The sequence below is a fragment of the Paenibacillus tyrphae genome, assembly GCF_024158745.1.
In the GTDB taxonomy this organism is placed as follows: Bacteria; Bacillota; Bacilli; order Paenibacillales; family NBRC-103111; genus Paenibacillus_G; species Paenibacillus_G tyrfis_A.
Genome location: NZ_JAMZAW010000001.1, coordinates 441220 through 463216 on the forward strand (window position 1 = coordinate 441220; position 21997 = coordinate 463216).

Here is a 21997-nt window from a genome sequence, read left to right on the forward strand (position 1 = left end):
ATAAGATACAAAAAAACAAAGAGTAACCTTCCCAGTGAAGGTTACTCTTTGTTTTGACTCATAGCCTCATAGAGCTGGGCTACATTCCGTTCCAGCTTCATCAAAATTAGTTTGCCCGCCGTCTCGGTAATCAGCTCCGCCCGGATCGCAAAGTCAATCTCCCGCGACAACCCGTAAATTTGCGTATCTAACACCTCTTCATACAGAGGACATTTGCGCGTGGTTAAGTTTTCCATCTGCACTTCAATCAGCTTCTCGATCTTGTCCGCATCTTCTTGCAGCAGATGCAGGGCCTTCTGCGACAAGCTGAGCAGCACATCCGACGACATGGTGCTCCCCCCCTGTAATCCAACCATTTGCGTTCACCGGCGGTCAACCGGACGAACATGCGGCCCCGGTTCTTATCCGAAGCAGGCGTTTAAACGCCGATAGTTTTATATTAGTCGAAAACGGCGCAATACACAAGTCGATAGACCAAGATAGGCGCCCTACCTTGAGAATTATTCTCAAAAAACAGCTAAAGGCATCTTCGCCTGCGCGAAAATGCCTTTACCTGGAAATCGTATGGATTAGTCTTGAATGCTGTTGATCTTAAGACCGTGCTTCGCGAACACTTCGGCCATCGCTTTCTTCGCTTCGTCGGCATCCGGTCCGTGAACATGAAGATCATAGTTGCTGGATGTGAGCAGCGTCGTAAACAAGCCGAGAATGCTCTTGACATCGATATACTTGTTATCATACTGAAGAACAATCGAAGATCTGAATTTATTGGCGGTTTGAGAAATTTCCACGATTGCGGCGTTATTGGCGTTTGGCATACAAAATCCCTCCATGCGTCTAGTGACGGACAAGATAAATCGCTTTCTTCAAATATGATACCGTGGAAGGGAATAACATGCAACACTATTTTCGTTACGATTACTTTAAATTTTCCGGGTTAAGCCCTTCCAGCTCCGGAATGACGAAGCGTCCGTCCTTGCGGATCAACCGGTCGTCAAAATAAATCTCGCCCCCGCCAAATTCCGGCCGTTGAATAAGCACCAGGTCCCAATGAACGGCGGAGCGGTTGCCGTTGTCCGCCTGCTCATACGCTTGGCCGGGCGTGAAATGAAGACTGCCATCGATTTTCTCGTCAAACAGCGTATCCTTCATCGGGTATAAAATATGCGGGTTGAACCCGAGGCTGAATTCCCCGATATACCGGGCGCCTTCGTCCGTGTCGAGAATTTTGTTCAGCCGGGCGGTATCGTTTGCGGTAGCCTCGACGATTTTGCCGTTCTCGAACCGGAAGGTGATGTTCTCGAACGTAACTCCGGAATTTTCGGAAACCGTATTATAGGCGATAACGCCGTTCACGGAATCGCGTACCGGAGCGGTATACAGCTCGCCGTCCGGAATGTTGCGGCGGCCGCAGCATTTGACGGAGCCGATGCCTTGGATCGAGAAGGAAATATCCGTTTCCCCCGGCCCCACGATGCGCACGCGGTCGGTCCGGTTCATCAGCTCCTGAAGCGGCGTCATCGCATCGGACATTTTAGCGTAATCCAGGTTACAGACGTCGAAGTAGAAATTTTCGAATTTTTCCGTGCTCATGCCGGCGAGCTGCGCCATCGACGCGTTCGGATAACGCAGCACGACCCAACGCGTATGCTTGATCCGCTGCTCCATGTGCACCTTTTGGCTGTAAATTTTTTTGTAAAGCTTCATCTTATCCTCTGGCACGTCGGACAGCTCGCTTACGTTTTCGCCGGCGCGAACCGCAACATAACAGTCCATATCCTTCATTCGCGACAGATGCATATCGGCCCAATGCTCCAGGAACTCGGGCGTCGCAGAACGAAGCACGGCCGCCGTAATCGCATAGTCCGTCAGCTCCACGTAAGGATGGCCGCCACGGGCATGCACCTCTTGTATGAGACATTTGACAATTTCCCGCTCGGAGCCGATCATCTCGATCAGAACCCTTTCGCCGGGCTGTACATTCAAAGAATAACCTACAAGATTACGAGCCAGTTGTTCTAAACGGGGATCACGCATCGAATCTTCTCCTTTTTCCATTTACCAATGTTAAAATTTGCTGCCGCTTTTGGTCCATTTGTTTTTGTAATAATTCCCGATGATCAACAGGACGAAAAACAAGGCTAATGCGGCAAAAAGTCTTCCTTTGTATCGGCCGAGATGGAGCAGGTCGTGCCCGATTACCGATTCAAGGAAAATCATCGGCGCTTTGCCGATCAACGTGCCGATCACAAAATCCCTTGGTTTGACCTTCATGACCGCAGCGCCCAGGTTGATGCCGAAGGAAGGTATCACCGGAATAATCCGGCTGGCTGCGATGTACCAAAGTCCGTGCCGCTCCAGTCTCCCGCTCCATTGCTCGATGAAATCGTACTTCGCGAGCTTACCCTGTACCCATGCCCTTCCGTAATTTCTCGCCGTATAATACGCAATAAACGCTCCAAGGCAAGCAAACACATAGTTGACCAGAAACCCTCGCCACAACCCGAAAATCAAGACGTTAGCCCCGGCTACCAAGACAAAAGGCACAACGGGGAACAGCGTCTGCAGCACAGCGAGCAGCGCCCCCGCGACATGACCTATCCATCCGAGAGAACGGAGCGCTTCCGACAACTGGTGGACATTCCAATTGGCCAATGGTCAAGCCTCCCTTCGCATATCATATTGTACCAGAAATTGCTTCCGATCACGAACCTATTGGAGCGATAGCTTGCAATAAAAAAGCATATTTTCGTAAACCAGCCCCATATTCCTATGCTTGACACAACCATATCCATCTTATAAAATAAGAAGTCGAGAATAAGCATTGGAATTGCTGCTCTGACAGCCCGTGCTTATGGTGGAAGCTTGCGTCACCCTCTGTATGATTTTGCTGCCGACAGGACCGCGGCTGGTTCTTCTTGTCGGGTGCGGATCGTTAAGAAACGCTTCAGGCAAAATCGGGCACACGCTTCACCCGTTTATTAACTTAACCAAATTATTGATAAAAGGAGCTTCCCAACTTATGGCACGCTACACTGGTCCTAAATTTAAATTAAGCCGCCGCCTCGGCATTTCCTTGAGCGGTACTGGTAAAGAATTGAAACGTCCTTTCCCTCCGGGGCAGCATGGCCCGGGACAACGCAAGAAGATGTCCGGCTACGGCGTTCAATTGCAAGAAAAACAAAAACTTCGCCACATGTACGGCTTGAACGAGAAGCAATTCCGCAACCTGTTCAACAAAGCTACCAAGCTGCAAGGGATCGCAGGCGAAAACTTCATGTTCCTGCTTGAAAGCCGTTTGGACAACCTCGTATACCGTCTGGGCTTCGCCAACTCCCGCGCCGGCGCGCGTCAATTGGTTTCCCACGGTCACATTACAGTTAACGGCAAGAAAGTCGACATCGCTTCCTACACGGTAAGCACTGGCGACGTGATCGGCCTTCGCGAGAAAAGCCGCAACCTGTCTTCCGTTAAAGAAGCTTTGGCAAACCGCAACTACCTGCCGGCTTACCTCGAATACAACGAAGGCGCATTGGAAGGCAAGTACGTTCGTTGGCCTGAGCGCTCCGAGCTCGCTCAAGAAATCGACGAAAAACAAATCGTCGAGTTCTACAGCCGCTAATTTTTAATCGTAGAAGAGCTGCTTTGCAAACAGGGAAACCTGCTGCGAAGCAGCTTTTTTTGCGCCGCGACTCTGCCCTCCCCTGCCGGAATACCGAAAAAAAGGATGCTTCCGCCGAAGTCGAGACAGACTTGCGGAGCATCCTTTTCTTATATGCTTACCCTAACGTAATGCGGGCGAATTTGCGCTTGCCGACCTGCACGATTTCGCCGCCCTGCGGTGTGAGCTCGGCGTTCGGATCGTCGATTTTCTCCTCGTTGATCTTCACCGCGCCCTGCTGCACGCTCCGGCGCGCCTCGCTGCCCGAGCTTTGCAGACCAAGCGTGACGAGCAGCTTTACAATGCGGATTTTGCCGTCTTCCAGCGCCTCCTGCGGCAAGACTACTTCCTGGATATCCTCCGGCAGCGCGCGCTGCTGGAAGACGGTCACGAAGTGCTGCTGCGCTTCTTCCGCAGCCTGCTGTCCGTGATACATCCGGACGAAGGTGTAAGCGAGCCGCATCTTGGCATCCCGTGGATGAACGGTGCCGTTGCCGAGCCCGTCGCGAAGCTGCTGCAGCTCTTCGTTCGAAAGGTCGGTCGCCAGCTCGTAATATTTGAGCATCAGCTCGTCCGGCACGGACATCGCTTTACCGTAAATTTCATTCGGCTCCTCGTCGATTCCGATATAGTTGCCGAGGCTCTTGCTCATCTTCTGTACGCCGTCCAGCCCTTCAAGCAGCGGGTTCATGATGGCCACCTGCGTATCGACGCCGTACTCCTTTTGCAGGGTGCGTCCCATCAGCAGATTGAACTTCTGGTCCGTTCCGCCCAGCTCAATATCGCTCTTCAGCGCCACCGAGTCGTAGCCCTGCATCAGCGGGTAGAAAAACTCATGGATATGAATCGGCTGGCCGCCGGCATAGCGCCTGGAAAAATCGTCCCGCTCCAGCATGCGCGCTACCGTCAGCTTGGCCGACAGCTCAACGACATCGACGAACGTGAGCGGTCCGAGCCATTGGGAGTTGTAGAACAGCTGCGTTTTTTGCGGGTCCAATATTTTGTAAATTTGTTTCTGGTACGTCTCCGCATTGCGCTTCACGTCTTCTTCCGTCAACTGCTTGCGCGTTTCGGATTTGCCTGTCGGGTCTCCGATCCGTCCGGTGAAATCGCCGATGATGAGCTGTACCTGGTGGCCGAACTTTTGAAACTGGCGCAGCTTGTGCAGCACGACCGTATGGCCGACATGAATATCGGGAGCCGAAGGATCAAGTCCCAGTTTTACTTTGAGCGGAGTTCCCGTTGCGACGGAGTCGATGACCTTCTGCTTCAACTCATCCTCGGGTACGATCTCGACGACTCCGCGGCGAATCGTCTCCAGCTGACGGTTCACCTCCTGCTGCTGCTGCGGTGTCAGTTGCTCCCATTTTGCCATTGCTCGTTCCTCCTGCTTGGTCTCTAAATTTGCAATAAAAATAAAAAAAAGCCTCTCATCCCAAGGGACGAGAAGGCTTTGCTCGCGGTACCACCCTAATTAAAGCCCGGCCAACGAAACGGTATCTATAGAAGAAACCATAGTTCCTACACCGAAAATCGTTGCCTAAGCTTTCACTTCATCGGATAACGGGCTGCTGCCCGATCGGAAGCTACTGACGGACGGCTGTGACATGCCGTTCCGCGGTTCCCTTCCGCTGCTCCGGACGGTAATTCGGTCTAAGGTCGGCTGCCGGTTTGCACCATCCACCGGCTCTCTGCAAGCTTAGTTCCTTATCCTACTAAGTCCATCACTGCATTTCAGCGGTATACAATTATCCCTAGTTATATCACAAGGCCAAAACGATTGTCAAACCCCCGGGTTCGAAGCGGCAAAATCAGGCCGAAATTAGCAAATCGCTATAGAGAACAAATTTGCGGCGGTGTGTAGCGGAGCTCTTTTATGCTATAATGTTTAAGGAATGTTTTCCAATCAGGAGGAACTCGCTTTCATGGAGAAAGAGACAACAAAAAAAAGGCCGAGATATCAAGTCATCTTGCTTAGAACTGGCAAATATACTCTACATACGATCAAGTGGCTTTTTATCGCCGGTTTGTTTGCGGGGTTGCTGGGGGCCGGCGCCGCTTTCGGTTATGTCAGCGCACTAATTAAAGATGATCCGATTCGGAGCAAGGAAACGATGATGGCGCAAATGCAGGACGATGCCTTAACCGGATTCGTGTATTTCCGCGACGATACGGTAGTCGGCCAGCTTCGTACCGAGGAAGACCGGCGGATGGCAGGCTTGAAGGATATCCCCAAGCCGGTGCTGGACGCCGTATTGGCGATCGAGGACAACGATTTTTATCAGCATCACGGCGTGGACATCAAAGGAACGCTCCGTGCAGTGATCCAAAAGCTGCTGAATGAAGACGTTCAGACCGGCGGCAGCACGATTACGCAGCAGGTCGCCAGACGCGTCTTCCTGACGCTGGATAAAGCCGACAGTCGCAAAGCCAAAGAAATTTTGCTCGCCATGCGTATGGAGCGCCTGATGTCGAAGGATGAGATTCTGCTAGCCTATTTAAACAAAATTCCTTATGGCAACGGCTCGTCCGGCTATAACCTATACGGCATTAAAGCCGCCGCCAAAGGGATATTCAACATTGACGATCTCAGCAAGTTGAATATCGCGCAAGCCGCTTACCTGGCCGGTGTGCCTCAGCAGCCGAGCAACTTCTCGGCCTTCACCAGCAAAGGCGAGGTCGACGGCGCCGCTTTCAAGCGTGCGGTTCAGCGTCAGCAGCTTGTGCTGAAGCGGATGCTGGAGGAAGGAAAAATCAACGAGCAGCAGTATCAAGAGGCGCTGCAGTTTGACTTGAAAGGCTCACTTGCCGAGCGTGTCAAAAAAGCGTACTCCACCTACCCTTTCCTGATGATCGAGGTGGAGAAAGAAGCGGCCAAGGCGCTGCTGTCGGTCCAACAGCCGAAGCTGGACCCGCAAGCCAATCCGGAGACGTACAGTGAGGCGCTGAAAAGCGTACAAGCCCAATTGTCCCGAGGCGGCTATCACGTGTATACGACGATCGACAAAGACATCTACGAGTCGATGCGCGACATCGCGAAGGATGGTAATAACTTTACTCCTGACGATAAAGTCAAAGGAACCGAGCAAATCGGCGCCGTTATGATGGACAGCAAGTCCGGAGCCATTCTCGGCATGATGGAAGGCCGCGACTTTTTCAAGGAGCAGTTGAATCACGCGACACAAGCGCTCCGCCAGCCCGGATCGACCATGAAGCCGATTGCCGCTTATTTGCCGGCCATGGAGAAGGGCGCCATTCAACCGGCTTCGGTCATCGACGATGTCCCGATCATTCTCAAGGACGGCAGCAGAGGCTTTCACATCCCGGAAAACTGGGACGACGGCTACCACGGACTCGTCACGGCCAGACGGGCGTTAAACCAGTCGTACAACATTCCGGCGATCAAATTGTTCGTCGATGTCGTCGGCATTAAAGAAGCCTGGGAATTTGCCAAAAAGATGGGGATCGTCTCCATTACCAAGGACGATTATCAAGCACAGACGGGCGTTATCGGCGGTTTGAAATACGGAGTAACGGTCAAAGAGCTGACCAATGCCTATGCGACGATCGGCAACAAGGGCGAGTTCAACGAAGCGTTCATGATCCGAAAAATTACTGATTCCAACGGAAAAGTCGTCTACGAGCATCAGCTGACGCCGACAACCGCTTTTTCCGAACAGACGGCTTATCTGATGACCGATATGATGCGCACCGTCATTACGTCCGGTACAGCAACCGATCTGATGAAAAATTTCAAGCACTACGGCAAAATGCCGATCGTCGGCAAAACCGGCTCGACCCAGGACGATGCCGATGCTTGGTTTATGGGCTATACGCCGGACATTACGCTTGGCGTCTGGGTTGGATATGACCAGCCAATTCATAAGCTGAGCAAGAAAACCGGCGGAACGAACCGGGCCAAAAATATTTTTGCACTTGTTCTAGATGACGCGATTAACAAAAAACCGGAGCTGTTCCCGACAAAAGAGTTCAAACGGCCGGAAAATATCGTCGAGGCGACCGTCTCAAGCCTTTCCGGGAAGCTGCCGAGCGAAGCGACTTCGAAGGCGGGCAAGCTCGTCACGGACGTATTCAATAAAAAATTCGTTCCGACCGAAGAAGACAACGTCATGGTAAGCTTGCCGATTATTACGTATAACGGAATCAATTATATCGCACAAGACGGAACGCCAAGCGAATTTGTTCAGCAGAAGAGCGTGATCAAACGGGAAAAACCGCTCGGAACTTTGTTTAAAGAACTGGCGAACGCCATGGAAAGAGTCAAAGCGGACCGCCGCCGCAGCCTGGATTTTTACCGTCCCAAAGATTATCAGGACGATGCGCCTGCCGAGACCGATCCGCGGACGGACGACGGAAATCCGCCGGCAGCACCAACGACGGTCGTCGCGACCCATGCAGGCGACACAAGCGTCATCACGTTCCAAGCGAGCTCAAGCGCCGATACCGTCGGCTACCGGTTGTACCGTTCCGTGAATCACGGACCGTACCAACGGGTAAGCAAAGTCGTGATCGCCGGCGACGAGGCGAAGTTTACGGATTCCGTCAACGGAGGAAACCTGTACGGTTATTACGTGACCGCTGTCGATGTCGCCGGTAACGAATCCGTACCAAGCAAAGCGGCTTACACGGACGGGACGTCCGTCGATCTATCGTCGCTCCCCCCGGATGGAGGTCAGAAGACCGCTCCGGAGAGCAAACCGAGCGATGGAAAAAATAACGAAGGTACAGGCGGTTCGGAAACGGGCACCAGTTCTGAACCGAATAAGGAGCATAACGCCGGCAGCGGAACTACCGGCAAGGAAGATCAGACGCCCGTCAAGACGCCTCCGGCTGCGCCTACCGGCTTGTCGGCCAAGTCCACCGGCGGAGGCGTCGAGCTGAACTGGAAGGACAATGCCAGCAAAGAAAAGGTTAAGGAATATACGGTATACTATAGCGAAAAAGAAAACGGCAAGTTCGAAAAAATCGGCACGGTAGCAAATGCAACACAATTCAAATACTATGCCGTCTCCTATGACGGCTATTACAAAGTATCCGCCACAAATGAATTCGGCGAATCCAAGCCTTCGGCGGCGGTGAAGTTTAAGAAATAGCAGCAGTGAAAAAAGGGATACGGACCGCTACGATTCGTATCCCAAAGCTTGTTGAAAAACCCGCTTCGCGTAGAAAACTCTCTGCATACGACGGTGGGGTATGTCCCTCCAGCCGCTCTTGAAACCCGTGAACTTGATTAGAATTAGCGGTATTTTCACGGGTTTCAAAGGCGGACGTAAACTCTTACGGGACATCCCCCACCTCTATTTGTCTGAGATTTTCTAAATCTAGGGTTTCTCAACACTCTGAGGGATACAACCACTTGCTCGGTTCGTATCCCTTTTTTTGATAATAAAAAGGGAGGATTTCCGCTACTTGAAGCAGCGGAAATCCTCCCTTGATTAATGAACAATATAAAGCCAATACCGGACAAGCTTCCTAGTCTTCGATGGTCGACAAGTCGCCTGTCGGCAAATTAAGCTCCCATGCTTTCAACACGCGGCGCATAATTTTGCCGCTGCGGGTTTTCGGCAGCTTGTCTTTGAATTCGATCTCACGCGGTGCGGCGTGGGCGGACAAGCCTTCTTTGACGAACTTGGAAATATCCGTTTTCAGCTCTTCGGACGGCGTATAGCCTTCGCGCAGGGCAATGAACGCTTTGATGATCTCGCCGCGCATCGGGTCCGGTTTCCCGATAACCCCCGCTTCCGCAACCGCCGGATGTTCTACCAGCTTGCTCTCCACCTCGAACGGACCTACGCGCTCCCCGGCCGTATTGATGACGTCGTCGACGCGACCCTGGAACCAGAAGTAGCCGTCTTCGTCCATATAGGCGGAATCGCCCGAAATGTACCAGCCCGAAATCCGGAAATACTCTTCATATTTCGCCGGATTGTTCCAAATTTTGCGCATCATCGACGGCCAAGGCGTCTTGATCGCCAGATTGCCCATGCGGTACGGCGGCAGCACGTTGCCTGCATCGTCGATGATCGCCGCTTCGACACCTGGAATCGGCTTGCCCATCGAGCCCGGACGGATCGCCATGCTCGGATAGTTACAGATGAGATGTCCGCCTGTTTCGGTCATCCACCACGTATCGTGAATGCGTTGATTGTACACCTTCAGTCCCCACCGGACGACTTCCGGGTTCAGCGGTTCGCCTACGCTGAGCACGTGACGAAGGGAACTCAAATCAAACTGTTTCACTGTATCGTCGCCGGCGCCCATCAGCATGCGGAATGCCGTCGGTGCGCTGTACCATACCGTGACCTTGTATTTCTCGATCGTGCCGTACCAGTTCTGCGGAGAGAAACGGCCTCCGCGGATGACGTTGGTCGCACCGTTGAGCCATGGCGCAAAAATACCGTAAGACGTGCCGGTAACCCAGCCCGGGTCCGCCGTACACCAATAAATGTCCTGCTCCTGAAGATCCAGCACGACACGCCCGGTATAGTAATGCTGCAGCATGGCGTTATGGACGTGGAATACGCCTTTCGGCTTGCCGGTGGAGCCGGATGTATAGTGAATGATCAATCCGTCTTCGCGGTCCACCCACACGATCTCGAGCTCTTCGGAAGCGGCGGCCATTTCTTTATAATAATCGACTTGGCCTTCGGATAAAGACAGATCTTCTCCGACCAAGATCACATGCTTCAAATGCGGGAGGTCTTGAACGGGCACACGCGAAAGCTGCGAAGGCGTCGTAATGATCGCCACGGCCTCGCTGTCCTCCAGACGATCCTTGACGGCCGTCTCCATGAACGCTTCGAACAACGGACCGACCACGGCTCCGACTTTGATCGTGCCGAACAAGGCAAAGTAAAGCTCCGGCGAGCGCGGCATGAAGATGAAGACCCGGTCGCCCTTCCCTACGCCAAGCTTGCGCAGAATGTTGCCGAACCGGTTGGATTGGGCTTTCATTTCCTTGAACGTGTACTTTTCGTCTCGACGGTCATCGCTGTAGTACAGAGCGATCTTGTCTCCGCGCTGCGAATCGGCATGGCGGTCAATCGCTTCATAAGCGACGTTCACCTTACCGGTTTGGGACCATGTGAATGCTTTCTCGATATCCGCCCATTGAAATTGGGCGCGTTCTTCCTCGTAGTTTTTCATGTTGGGCGATGTTGCTACGGGTGCAATGATTTCGACATTCGTATGATCCATGACCATTTCCTCCCCAAAGCTCTCTTTTTTTCACTTTGATGAAACGCTTTCATACGCACTAAAACATATTATACCACAACACTTTTTATCCGACTATTTTTTTGTTATTCTTAAAGTGAAGTTCTGGAAGGGAGTGAATCGCCGCAGATGGAGCATGTTAAATTGTATCATTCCCAAGTTATTCCGTATCAGAACGGCGAAATCATTCTGGAGGGCCCCGTGCCGCCCGAGCAGCTCCGCGACTATTCGATGCATCCGGATCTGGATGCGTTCCGAAGGCCCAAAGAGCAGTTCGAGGCGCTTGTCGAAATTGCCGGGCTGCCGGAGGGACGAATCGTTCTGGCGAGGATTTCGACGCAGATTGTCGGCTACGTCACATTCCATTATCCCGACGAGATGGAACGCTGGTCGGAGGGAAATATGGAAGACTTGGTCGAGCTGGGCGCGATCGAGGTGGCGGACGACTATCGGGGGCTTGGCCTTGGTAAGAAGCTGATCCGACTGGCCTTCGAGGACGGACAGCTTGAGAATGTCATCACGTTTACGACCGAATATTACTGGCATTGGGACTTGGAAAAAAGCGGGCTTACCGTTTGGCAGTACCGGGATATGATGGAGAAGCTGATGAAAAGCGTCGATATGGTCTGGTATGCTACCGACGATCCGGAAATCTGCTCTCATCCGGCCAACTGCCTGATGGTGCGCATCGGCAAAAACGTGCCGCTGTCTTCCGTGGAGCAATTCGACCGGGTTCGATTCCGGCAGCGGTTTATGTACTGATGGGAGCGCGAATAGCATGAGTGCAAAAGCTTTGTTTGTTTACGACGAGAATGAAGTCGCCTACAAGTTCAACGACAGTCACCCGTTTAACCAGCAACGACTTGTGCTGACGGTCGACCTGCTGCGCAAGGCGAAAGCGTTGTCCGGCGACAGCTTGATTCGGCCGATGGCGGCCGACGAAACGCAGCTTTGCGCGGTGCATTCGCAGGAATATGTCAATGCCGTCAAGGCATTAAGTGCCGACCAGCCGGCAGAAGAGTGGCTGCATCAGGCAGGAAAATACGGGCTGGATACGGAAGATACGCCCTTTTTCCCGGGAATGCACCAGGCCACATCCTTTCTGGTCGGAGGCTCGATTCGGGCGGTCGATGCCGTGCTCGGCGGAGAAGCCGGGCACGCGCTGCATTTGGGAGGCGGGCTGCACCATGCCATGCCGAACAAAGGGGCGGGGTTCTGCGTCTACAACGATGCAGCCGTAGCCATCGCGCATGCCAAGAGAAAGTATGGCGTGCGCGTCCTGTACATCGATACCGACGTGCATCACGGCGACGGCGTTCAGTGGAGCTTTTACACCGACCCGGACACCTGTACGTTCTCGATTCATGAAACGGGCAAATATTTGTTTCCCGGTACGGGAGCGGTAAACGAGCGCGGCGACGGGACGGGCTTCGGAACGACGATCAACGTGCCGATGGAGCCCTTTACCGAGGATGAATCGTGGTTGGAATGCTTCGAGGACGTGCTTGTCAAGACAGCGGCGCAGTTTAAACCGGATCTTATCGTTTCCCAACACGGCTGTGATGCCCATGCCTACGATCCGCTGGCTCATATTCACTGCAGCATGGAAATTTACCTGGCGATGCCGCGCATCATCCACCGACTGGCACATGAGCACTGTCATGGCCGGTGGGTCGCGCTTGGCGGCGGAGGCTACGATATTTGGCGCGTCGTTCCGAGGGCCTGGAGCCTTCTATGGCTGGAAATGAGCGAGCATCCCCTACTCCAGCAGCTGGAGCAGAACCCGGAGATGGCCCTCCCGGCCGACTGGGTAACGAAGTGGCAGCCGCATTGTGGTGAAGCGCTTCCAACTACGTGGCTGGACGCGGTGCACACCTGGGATCCGATTCCGAGGCGGCGGGAAATTACCGAGAAAAACCGGCACACCAAAGAAATTGCTTCGCTTTACTTGGCCTAATCCTTTATTAACAGTGCAGTTTTCGCGGCATACCTGCCGTACAAGCACCTGGTTCGTTCCATAAAAATGCAAACAGCCCGCGGCCATATTGGCGCGGGCTCAGAGTGTTGAGAAAGTGATTTTTGACAAAAATAAAGAAACATACGGAGGTGGGTATCTACTGGAGGAGCGATAGCGTTCGCCTTTGTCTGCGGGAAATAACCGCTACTAAGCGGCTTTCGATAAAAATTTCCTGCAGACCCGGGGTCCCCGCAAAGTACTCGGACTGGCTTCTCTGATTCCACTTCACTTTGCGGGGTGGAGCAGCGACCGGAAGTAGATACCCCACCCCCTCGTACATCTCTAATACCTCAATAGACCACTTTCTCAAAGCTCAGCCCGCGGCCATATTGGCGCGGGCTGTTTCGTGTCTTGGAGATTAGAACTGCACTTTCGACTCGATAAACGCTTTGAGCTCGCTGATCGGCATCCGCGTCTGCTCCATCGTATCGCGGTCGCGAACGGTCACTTGACCGTCCTGCTCCGACTCGAAATCGTACGTAATGCAGAACGGCGTACCGATCTCGTCATGACGGCGGTAACGCTTGCCGATCGAACCGGCTTCGTCATAATCGACCAGGAAGTGCTTCGCCAAATCGGCAAATACTTGGTTGGCCCCATCGGACAGCTTCTTCGAGAGCGGGAAAATCGCCGCTTTATAAGGCGCCAGCGCCGGATGCAAATGCAGTACCGTCCGGCTGTCGTCGCCTTCCAGCTTCTGCTCCTCGAACGCGTCAATCAGGAACGCCAGCGTTACCCGGTCCGCGCCCAGCGACGGCTCGATGCAGTACGGAATATACCGCTCGTTTGTTTCTTGCTCGATATAATTGAAATCTTCGCCGGAATGGTTCATATGCTGCTTCAAATCGTAATCCGTGCGGTCGGCGATACCCCACAGCTCGCCCCAGCCGAACGGGAATTTGTATTCGATGTCTGTCGTCGCATTGGAATAATGGGACAGTTCGTCGTCCGAGTGGTCGCGCAAACGGATGCTCGCTTCCGTGATGCCAAGGCTCAAGAGCCAGTCGCGGCAGAACGCACGCCAGTACTCGAACCATTGCAGGTCTTCGCCCGGCTTGCAGAAAAATTCGAGCTCCATTTGTTCAAACTCGCGCGTACGGAAAGTGAAGTTCCCCGGCGTAATTTCGTTCCGGAAGCTTTTGCCGATTTGGCCGATGCCGAACGGCAGCTTTTTGCGCATGGTGCGCTGTACGTTCTTGAAGTTGACGAAAATGCCCTGCGCCGTCTCCGGACGCATATAAACGACATTCGCGCTCGATTCGGTCACGCCTTGGAACGTTTTGAACATCAGGTTAAACTGGCGAATTTCGGTGTAATCCAATGCTCCGCAGTCCGGGCAAACGATTTTATGCTCGGCGATCAGTTTCTCCATCTCGGCAAACGACAGGCCGTCGACGATCATCTCGATGCCTTTTTCCGCCAAGGCGTTCTCAATCAATTTGTCCGCGCGGTGACGCACTTTACACTGCTTGCAGTCGATCATTGGATCATTGAAGTTGCCCACATGACCGGATGCGACCCAAGCTTGAGGGTTCATTAGAATAGCCGCGTCGAGACCGACATTGTACGGGGATTCTTGAATGAACTTTTTCCACCAGGCGCGCTTAATGTTATTCTTCAGCTCAACGCCGAGCGGACCGTAGTCCCATGTATTGGCAAGACCGCCATAAATTTCGGAGCCCGGGAAAATAAAGCCTCTGTGCTTGGCCAAAGCGACCAATTGTTCCATCGTTACGGATGACATCGTTATATTCTCTCCTTCTACTTCTCTGGTTTGGACCGCTTCCGGTGTCCGTCAAACCTATGACAGACGCTTGATAATCTGATCCACGATGCGGTATGAGTTCTCGGAAGCCTGCACGGTGAATTCCGCAAAATTGACGTGTGCCGATCCGTCCGCCTTGTCGGACATGGAACGAATGATGACGAACGGGATACCGTTCATGGAGCAAGCCTGTGCGACCGCCGCGCCCTCCATCTCGACGCATGCGCCTTCGAGTTCCTTATGCAGCATTTGGACCGTCTCCCGGCTGGCGATAAATTGGTCGCCCGAAAGCACCCGTCCTTCCTTAACCGCCCCGAACAGCTCACGGCTTGCTCCGGCCGCGGCGCTGCGCAGCCCCGTATCAGCAGCAAAAACCGACGTCGCCGCGTAAGGAATCGTCCCCCGCGGAAATCCAAGGGCCGTTACATCCATATCGTGCTGAAGGCATTCCGTCGACACCACGATATCGCCGACGTTCAGCGACGGGTCGACCGCCCCTGCCACTCCGGTGAAGATGACGGCTTCCACGCCGTATGTATCGATCAAAATCTGCGTCGTTACGGCAGCATTCACTTTGCCTACGCCCGATTTGCACAGAACGATGCTTTTACCGTGGAAAACGCCTTCGTAGAACGTAATCCCTGCTTTCGCGGATTCCCGCACCTGCTCCATATGCTCGTGGAACAGCTCAATTTCTTCCTTCATCGCGCCGATGACGCCTAGTTTACCGTACGTCAACCCAGAATCCCCCTTTTACAAAAGAAAGTGGCTCATATTAGCGATGAGCCACCGAATTTCTATAAATCACTTCATGCGGCAAAATAACCTGCGACAGCTCCGAAGCATCCTTCGTTTCTTTATTCATCAGCTTGGTCAACAGCCGCATCGCTACGGCACCGATGTCGTACATCGGCTGAGCAACCGTTGTCAGCAGCGGACGAACCATCGAAGCCATCCGAATGTTGTCCACACTGATGACAGACATATCTTCCGGAACCTTCAAGCCGTTATCCTGCAGCGTGTGAATCGCTCCGATCGCCATCTCGTCCGTTGCGGCAAAGATCGCCGTAGGACGGTTGTCCAACTCCAGGAAGTACTTCGTCACTTCAAGACCCGATTCATAGCGGTAGTTCCCGATGCGGACCAGCTCTTCGCGCAGCGGAATGTTCGCGGCTTCGAGCGCTTTCTTGTATCCTTGGTAACGGGCAAAACCGTTGGCGGGATCCTGCAAAGTACCGGAAATCATGGCGATATCGCGGTGTCCGTTCTCCAGCAACACGTTCACGGCATCAAACGCCGCCTTCTCATGGTCGATGTCGACCGAAGGAATCGTCCGCTGTTCATCCGCCGTCGCACACAGCACCACCGGTACAGAAGACGTCTTGAATGCCTGAATGTGTTCCTCGGTAATCGCCCCGCCCATGAAGAGCAGCCCATCCACTTGCTTCTCCAGCAAGGTGTTAATCACACGGATTTCTTTTTCTTTCTTCTTGTCCGCATTAGATAAAATAATATTGTAGTGATACATATTCGCGATATCTTCGATGCCGCGCGCAACCTCGGAAAAAATCGAATTGGAAATATCGGGAATGACCACGCCGACCGTTGTCGTTTTCTTGCTGGCTAAGCCTCTTGCTACGGCATTCGGACGGTAGCCTAAACGCTCAATCGCCTCAAACACCTTCTTGCGCGTTTGCGGCTTCACGTTTGGGTTATTGTTGACAACCCTGGAAACGGTTGCCATGGAAACGCCTGCTTCTCTGGCTACATCATAAATTGTCACAGTCACGGCCATTCTCTCCATTGTTTTAAAAAGTATAATGCGATCATGTCATTTAGCCTTATCATACGACAAAATGCTTGTTTTCGCAACGAATTGGTCATAGTCCTATGAATATAGTATCAAAAAGACACAAAAAAAGCCAACTGCGGAGCAGCGGCTTTCAAAAATCGTGTACCGTGACCGAATGCTTGGCGATTTGCGACAGTCTTTTGCGGACGTCGTCAATCCATCCTCCGTCGTCGAGCGACTGGGCCAACAGCAGCAGATCAAGCAGTTCGTTGATTCTTTCTTGGATTATTGTCTCTACAGGGTCGGCTGCCCTTTTTTTCTCCGTTACTTTGACCATCAAATGGGCGATTTCGCATACATCGTCAAATTGAAGCGCCTGTTTCTCCGGCTCGCTGCCGAGCTTGCCGATGAGTCCGGTCAATTCCGGCTTCACTTCGGCAAACACCTCGCTGCGGTTGCAGGTGTCGCACGAGAAAATCGGAACGTTCCCGATCTCGACTTTGTTCTGGTAAATGACGGTACGAAGACGAATGCTCATAGCCTTTCCACACTTGCACGGCTTATGCAACAACTACCACTCCTTTTGGCAGCAACGCCAAACCTTTCTCAAACGATCGGAATCCGTTGATTCCGACGGTCCCGACAAACGAGCCACCGTCGTCTATGACGGCACATTCGTCCATCCTGCTTATGTACAAATATTCTACCTTCGCGAACAAACTCCTGCCGCCGCGAGGCTAGTAATATTTAGCACACAGGCGCTCGTAAGCGCGCCGGACAAAAGGCAGCGACAGCGCAAGCATCGCCAGAGTGGCTCCAATCCCATCGTTTCGTATGTCCATTATATCCGGCGTGCGCCCGGGTACGAACGATTGGTGATATTCGTCCGTCAACCCATAAAGCACACACAGCAGCACGACCGTGAACTTCGCCAGGAAGGTCAGCCGCTTCGGACGAAGTGCCCATAAATAAGTCCACGCCAATATAAAGTAAGAAACGAAATGACCCCAATCGAACCCTTCCATCGCAGGAATAATCAGTCGGATTTCATCCAGCCATCCCCCAAGATCGTCGCCGGTCCGCGAGGACAAATAAAAAATAACTGCCATCCACAGGACGGAAGGCAGCCACCTGACGATCATGTTCATCCTTTATGCTCCTCGGCATATTGCGCCAAACGGTCGACGAACGCTTTGGTAAACGCCGGAAGATCCGGAGGTCTGCGTCCGGACACAATGTGCCGGTCGACCACTACTTCTTGATCGACCCAAATTGCGCCCGCATTTTCAAGATCGTCCTTGATGCCCGGTGTGGAAGTCATCGTGTAGCCCTGGCATATTTTCGCCGAAACGAGCACCCAGCCGGCATGACAAATGTGCGCGATCGGTTTTTCCGCTTCGTGAAATTCTCGGGTCAGCCGCAGCACCGAAGCATAGCGGCGCAGTTTGTCCGGCGCCCAGCCTCCCGGCACGTAAAGCCCGATATAGTCTTCAGACTTCACTTCGTCCAAGGCATATTCGGTCGTCAGAGGAACGCCATATTTTCCGTGGTAGACGGTACCCACCTTAGGGCCGGCCAGATGTACCTCAAGCCCGGACTCCCGCAGCCGCAGCACCGGGTACCACATCTCCAGATCTTCAAACTCTTCGTCGACAAACGCAAGCACTTTATGTCCCGCAAGATTCATCCTATTCTCCCCCAACTATGGCTAGTATCATAAAGTCAACAACGCTTAAGAGAAACCGCAAGCGGGTCGTGTGCGCCCCGACTGATCAGCGATATCCGTCTCCAAATATTTGGTAAGGACGGTCACCACTTCGGCACTGCTGGCACAGCCGGCCAGCTCCTCCCAAATCTTCTCGCCGTCGCTGTGTCTGCTTTGGAGCAGGCTGTTTTTCACCTTCAATATCGATTGCACCGACATGCTCAGGTCGGTAATGCCGAGCGCAATCCAAATCGGCAAAGCGCGGACATCCCCTGCCAGCTCGCCGCATACGCTGATATGCGTCCCGTGCTTGTGGGCATGATCCGCCGTAATCTTCAGCATGCGGAGCACCGACGGATGAAACGGGTCGTACAAATGCGCCACCGTTTCGTTCATCCGGTCGACGGCCAGCACGTATTGGACCAGATCATTCGTTCCGATGCTGAAAAAGTCGACCTTTTGCGCAAGCAAATCGGAGATCATGACCGCGGCCGGAAGCTCGATCATAATGCCAACCTTAATATCTGAGCTAAACGGGGTTCCTTCGGCCGCAAGCTCCTTTTTCGCGTCCTCCAGCACTTCATTGGCTCGGCGCAGCTCGTCTAGCGAAGAAATCATCGGATACAGGATTTTAACGTAGCCGTAATGACTCGCCCGCAAAATAGCCCGAAGCTGCGTTTTGAACAAATCCGTCCGGTCCAGCATAATCCGGATCGCGCGGTAACCGAGCGACGGATTCTCTTCCTCCGGCAGGGCCAGGTAGTCGAGATGCTTATCTCCTCCGACGTCCAGCGTCCGAATGACGACCGGCTTGCCGCCCAGCCGCTCGGCCACTTCACGATATACAGCAAACTGCTCCTCTTCTTCGGGGAAGCTGCTGCGGTCCATGTACAAAAATTCCGTCCGGAACAGGCCGACGCCGGAAGCGCCGTTCTTCATGACCAGCTCCAGCTCCTTCACCGAGCTGATATTGGCCGCCAAATGCATCTGCCTTCCGTCCTCCGTCCGGGTAGGCAGATGGGCCAGCTTTTGCAGCTGTTCCTGAACGGCTTTCCACGTTTCCTTGCGCGCCTTGTACTTCTCGATCACATCGTCGGCCGGATTCACATAGATGACACCCTCGTCGCCGTCGATGATCAGATAGTCGCCGTTTTGAATCGGCGTTTGCAGCTTGCCCTCGAGCCCAAGAACGTACGGCACGCTCATCGCGCGGGCCATGATGGCCACATGCGACGTTTTGCCGCCCAGCATCGTTACCAGCCCTAACGCCAGATTCACATCCAGATGCACCATTTGAGACGGAATCAGCTCTTTGGCTACGAGAATGTAGGGCTGATCCTTGGGCGGCAGCGTCTCTTCGAGCGCTCCCAGCAGATGCTTGAGCAGCCGGTTGCCGACGTCTTTAATATCGAGCGCGCGCTCCTTCATATAGCCGTCGTCAAGCAGATCGAACATTCCTACGAACTTATCGATCGCTTCTTTGACGGCAACCTCCGCCGCTTTGTACTGCCGCTGCATGATCCCCTGCACTTCGTTCATGAATATCGGGTCTTCCAAGATGGCCAGATGCGCGTCGAAAATTTGCGTCTGCTCCTCGCCCAGCACGCTGACGAATTCCTGTTTGATCAGTTCGATCTCGTCCTTGGAATGGCGGATTCCGTCATACAACCTTTCGAATTCGTACGCCAAGTCCGTAACGTCGATCAGCTTTTCGGGAAAGTCCCATTCCCAGGTTGGAATAACGAAAGCTTTGCCCATCGCAATCCCCGACGAAGCTCCGATCCCCTCAACCATAAGCGTTCCCTCCCCCTGTAACTCCTGTTGTAGCGGTATTTTTCAGCATGACGGACATGACCGACGCCTGTCCTTTCTTCACGGCTTTGTAAGGCGCGAAGCTCCATGATCTCACCATATCGACGTTCGTGATGAGCATAGGCGTCGCGAGCGACTTGCAATTTTTCTTCACCTTCTGCAGATTGAACCTGACGAGCAGTTGACCGGGTTCGACCAGGTCTCCTTCTTTCACGTAAGCGGTAAAATATTTGCCCTGCAGGCCGGCCGTATCGATTCCGATATGGAGGAGCACTTGAAGTCCTTGCTCCGTCTCGATCCCGAGGGCGTGAAGCGTCGGGTACACGTGAATGATTTTACCCGCTACAGGCGATACCAGCTCTCCTTTATCAGGGAAAAAGGCGACGCCGTTGCCCACCAGTTTGCCGGCGAAAATTTTGTCCGGCACTTCCTCCAACGGGATCATCCGCCCCTGCATCGGCGAGCTGAACAGCACCTGCTGAATATCTTTGCGCATCGACTTGATCATCTCTTCGCGGATCAATTCCGAATACGTGCCGAACACGACCTGAACGTTGCCGCCGCCCAAACGGATGACGCCGGCCGCACCGAGCAGCCGAAGCGCCGACACATCCATCTGCCGGTCATTGACCAGCGTGAGCCGCAGGCGGGTAATACATGCTTCGATGTTCTTGATGTTTTCCTTGCCGCCAAGCGCCTGCAAAATGAGCGGCGAACGGTACGGAATGTCCCCGGCCCATTCTTCGAGCTGCGAGCCCTCCTCGCGTCCCGGTGTCGGGATACGGAAACGGCGGATCGCCCAACGGAACAGCACATAGTAGACGAAACCGTAAGCAAGCCCGATCGGAATCAGCAGCAGGCCGCGTGTCGACAAGTGCAGATTGATCAAGTAATCGATCGCTCCCGCCGAATAAGAGAAGCCGTGGTGAATGTCGAGCACGTAAGCGATCCACATCGCCAATCCCGAAAGAATAGCATGCACGAAAAACAGATACGGTGCCACGAACAAAAACGCGAACTCGATCGGCTCGGTCACCCCGGTTAAGAAGCAGGCGAAAGCCGCCGTAAGGAAAGTCGTCCGAATTTTCGGCTTTAAATCCTCACGCGCTTCCTGAATAATCGCCAAGGCAATGGCGGGCAGCGCGAACATCATGATCGGATACAGGCCGGCCATATACATTCCCGCCGTCGGGTCTCCGGCAAAATAGCGGGGCAAGTCGCCGAATACCGGCTGTCCTTGCGCATCGTTATAAGCGCCGAGCTGAAACCAGAAAAAGTTGTTGAACACGTGATGCAGTCCGGATGGGACCAAAAGTCGGTGAATGATGCCGTATAAAAATGCGCCGAACCCGCCGAGTCCCAGAATAAAACTCGTGAGCTTCTCCATCCCGGTTTCGAGCGCAGGACCGAATTGGATCATCAGTAAAATTAATAAAAAGATGGCAAGCCCCATCAGCAGCGGCACCATGCGGGGACCGCCGAAAAATTGAATCGATTCGGGAAGCTGAATATGCTTAACCCTATGATAAATGACGGCCGCCAGCAAACCGATCAGGATGCCGCCGGGAACGCCGAGCTGAAACGAATCGCCGAGGTAACGCTGCGTCGCCTCGCTGAACATGTAATGGCCGATAAGCGCCGACATGCCCGCGATTCCTGCGCTTTCCGTCAACCCCAGGGCGACGCCGACCGCAAAAATAAGCGGCAAATACGTAAAGATCGTTGTGCCGCAGAGCAATAAAATCTCCCCGACGCGGGGCATATGAATCCGATCCCAAGGCAGGGTACCGAGGCGCAGCAAGATAGCGGCAACGGGAAGGGTAATGGTCGGCATCATGAGCGACCGGCCAAGCTGCTGCAAGTTTCCCATCCAATTCAAATCGGTCCGTTCCCCCTTTCATACTAACGATGGTACGCTCAGAACCGTTTTTTGTCAAACCGTAAGTTCAGGGAAAACACAAAGAAGACGGGCCTGCCGGGCCCGCCTGTTCGAAGCTGCTTGCCGATTA

At 53.4% G+C, this 21997-nt stretch carries 18 protein-coding genes and 1 other annotated feature; of the genes, 4 read left to right on the forward strand and 14 right to left on the reverse strand.

Annotated elements, in window-relative coordinates:
- Window positions 1-41: 41 nt before the first annotated feature.
- The 4 genes from NI000_RS02105 to NI000_RS02120 form a co-directional block, all read right to left on the reverse strand.
- Complete coding sequence (locus tag NI000_RS02105) at window positions 42-329, reverse strand: YlaN family protein (RefSeq protein ID WP_253407261.1); 288 nt, start codon at window positions 327-329, stop codon at window positions 42-44.
- Window positions 330-569: 240 nt separating this feature from the next.
- Window positions 570-818, reverse strand: coding sequence for an HPr family phosphocarrier protein (locus tag NI000_RS02110; protein ID WP_216796880.1), 249 nt, complete (start codon window positions 816-818; stop codon window positions 570-572).
- A 100-nt stretch (window positions 819-918) separates the two neighbouring features.
- Window positions 919-2037 carry an aminopeptidase gene (locus tag NI000_RS02115; protein ID WP_216796878.1) on the reverse strand — a complete coding sequence of 373 codons (1119 nt, stop codon included), beginning with the start codon at window positions 2035-2037 and terminating at the stop codon, window positions 919-921.
- Window positions 2038-2067: 30 nt separating this feature from the next.
- A complete protein-coding gene (locus tag NI000_RS02120) occupies window positions 2068-2655 on the reverse strand; it encodes a TVP38/TMEM64 family protein (protein WP_253407262.1) in 588 nt (195 codons plus the stop codon).
- Between the two features lie 367 nt (window positions 2656-3022).
- Here NI000_RS02120 and rpsD point away from each other — a divergent pair, with 367 nt between their 5' ends.
- Window positions 3023-3622: a 30S ribosomal protein S4 gene (gene rpsD, locus NI000_RS02125; protein WP_216796874.1), complete on the forward strand. Its 600-nt coding sequence runs from the start codon at window positions 3023-3025 to the stop codon at window positions 3620-3622.
- 157 nt (window positions 3623-3779) lie between these two features.
- On the opposite strand, the gene tyrS is transcribed toward rpsD, so the two are convergent.
- On the reverse strand, window positions 3780-5036 hold the full coding sequence (gene tyrS / locus NI000_RS02130) for a tyrosine--tRNA ligase (protein ID WP_253407264.1): 1257 nt from the start codon (window positions 5034-5036) through the stop codon (window positions 3780-3782).
- A 60-nt stretch (window positions 5037-5096) separates the two neighbouring features.
- Window positions 5097-5398, reverse strand: a binding site (T-box leader).
- A 188-nt stretch (window positions 5399-5586) separates the two neighbouring features.
- Here tyrS and NI000_RS02135 point away from each other — a divergent pair.
- Window positions 5587-8775 (forward strand): transglycosylase domain-containing protein, encoded by a 3189-nt coding sequence (locus NI000_RS02135; RefSeq protein WP_253407270.1) that lies wholly within the window; start codon window positions 5587-5589, stop codon window positions 8773-8775.
- A 379-nt stretch (window positions 8776-9154) separates the two neighbouring features.
- Here the strand turns inward: NI000_RS02135 and acsA are convergent, their stop codons facing one another.
- Window positions 9155-10879 (reverse strand): acetate--CoA ligase, encoded by a 1725-nt coding sequence (acsA, locus tag NI000_RS02140; RefSeq protein ID WP_253407271.1) that lies wholly within the window; start codon window positions 10877-10879, stop codon window positions 9155-9157.
- 147 nt (window positions 10880-11026) lie between these two features.
- Here acsA and NI000_RS02145 point away from each other — a divergent pair, with 147 nt between their 5' ends.
- Window positions 11027-11659, forward strand: a complete 633-nt coding sequence (locus NI000_RS02145) for a GNAT family N-acetyltransferase (protein WP_063177708.1) — start codon at window positions 11027-11029, stop codon at window positions 11657-11659.
- Between the two features lie 16 nt (window positions 11660-11675).
- The gene (locus NI000_RS02150; RefSeq protein WP_253407272.1) at window positions 11676-12854 is read left to right on the forward strand and encodes an acetoin utilization protein AcuC; all 1179 of its coding nucleotides are present in this window, start codon (window positions 11676-11678) and stop codon (window positions 12852-12854) included.
- 418 nt (window positions 12855-13272) lie between these two features.
- Here NI000_RS02150 and NI000_RS02155 read toward each other — a convergent pair whose 3' ends face one another.
- The 8 genes from NI000_RS02155 to NI000_RS02190 form a co-directional block, all read right to left on the reverse strand.
- Entirely contained in the window at window positions 13273-14658 is a 1386-nt protein-coding gene (locus NI000_RS02155; RefSeq protein WP_253407273.1) for a glycine--tRNA ligase, read from the reverse strand.
- A 57-nt stretch (window positions 14659-14715) separates the two neighbouring features.
- Window positions 14716-15417 carry a 5'-methylthioadenosine/adenosylhomocysteine nucleosidase gene (locus tag NI000_RS02160; protein WP_253407274.1) on the reverse strand — a complete coding sequence of 234 codons (702 nt, stop codon included), beginning with the start codon at window positions 15415-15417 and terminating at the stop codon, window positions 14716-14718.
- Between the two features lie 37 nt (window positions 15418-15454).
- Entirely contained in the window at window positions 15455-16483 is a 1029-nt protein-coding gene (gene ccpA / locus NI000_RS02165) for a catabolite control protein A (protein ID WP_253407275.1), read from the reverse strand.
- Window positions 16484-16622: 139 nt separating this feature from the next.
- On the reverse strand, window positions 16623-17039 hold the full coding sequence (locus NI000_RS02170; RefSeq protein ID WP_253407425.1) for a hypothetical protein: 417 nt from the start codon (window positions 17037-17039) through the stop codon (window positions 16623-16625).
- Window positions 17040-17208: 169 nt separating this feature from the next.
- Window positions 17209-17619 carry a VanZ family protein gene (locus tag NI000_RS02175; protein ID WP_253407277.1) on the reverse strand — a complete coding sequence of 137 codons (411 nt, stop codon included), beginning with the start codon at window positions 17617-17619 and terminating at the stop codon, window positions 17209-17211.
- The gene (locus tag NI000_RS02180; protein WP_253407279.1) at window positions 17616-18158 is read right to left on the reverse strand and encodes a type 1 glutamine amidotransferase domain-containing protein; all 543 of its coding nucleotides are present in this window, start codon (window positions 18156-18158) and stop codon (window positions 17616-17618) included. Before NI000_RS02180 ends, NI000_RS02175 begins: the two co-directional genes overlap by 4 nt.
- 45 nt (window positions 18159-18203) lie before the next feature.
- Entirely contained in the window at window positions 18204-19970 is a 1767-nt protein-coding gene (gene ptsP / locus NI000_RS02185) for a phosphoenolpyruvate--protein phosphotransferase (RefSeq protein WP_253407281.1), read from the reverse strand.
- Window positions 19963-21867 carry a glucose PTS transporter subunit IIA gene (locus NI000_RS02190; protein ID WP_253407283.1) on the reverse strand — a complete coding sequence of 635 codons (1905 nt, stop codon included), beginning with the start codon at window positions 21865-21867 and terminating at the stop codon, window positions 19963-19965. The genes ptsP and NI000_RS02190 overlap by 8 nt, the downstream gene beginning before the upstream one ends.
- Between the last annotated feature and the right edge of the window lie 130 nt (window positions 21868-21997).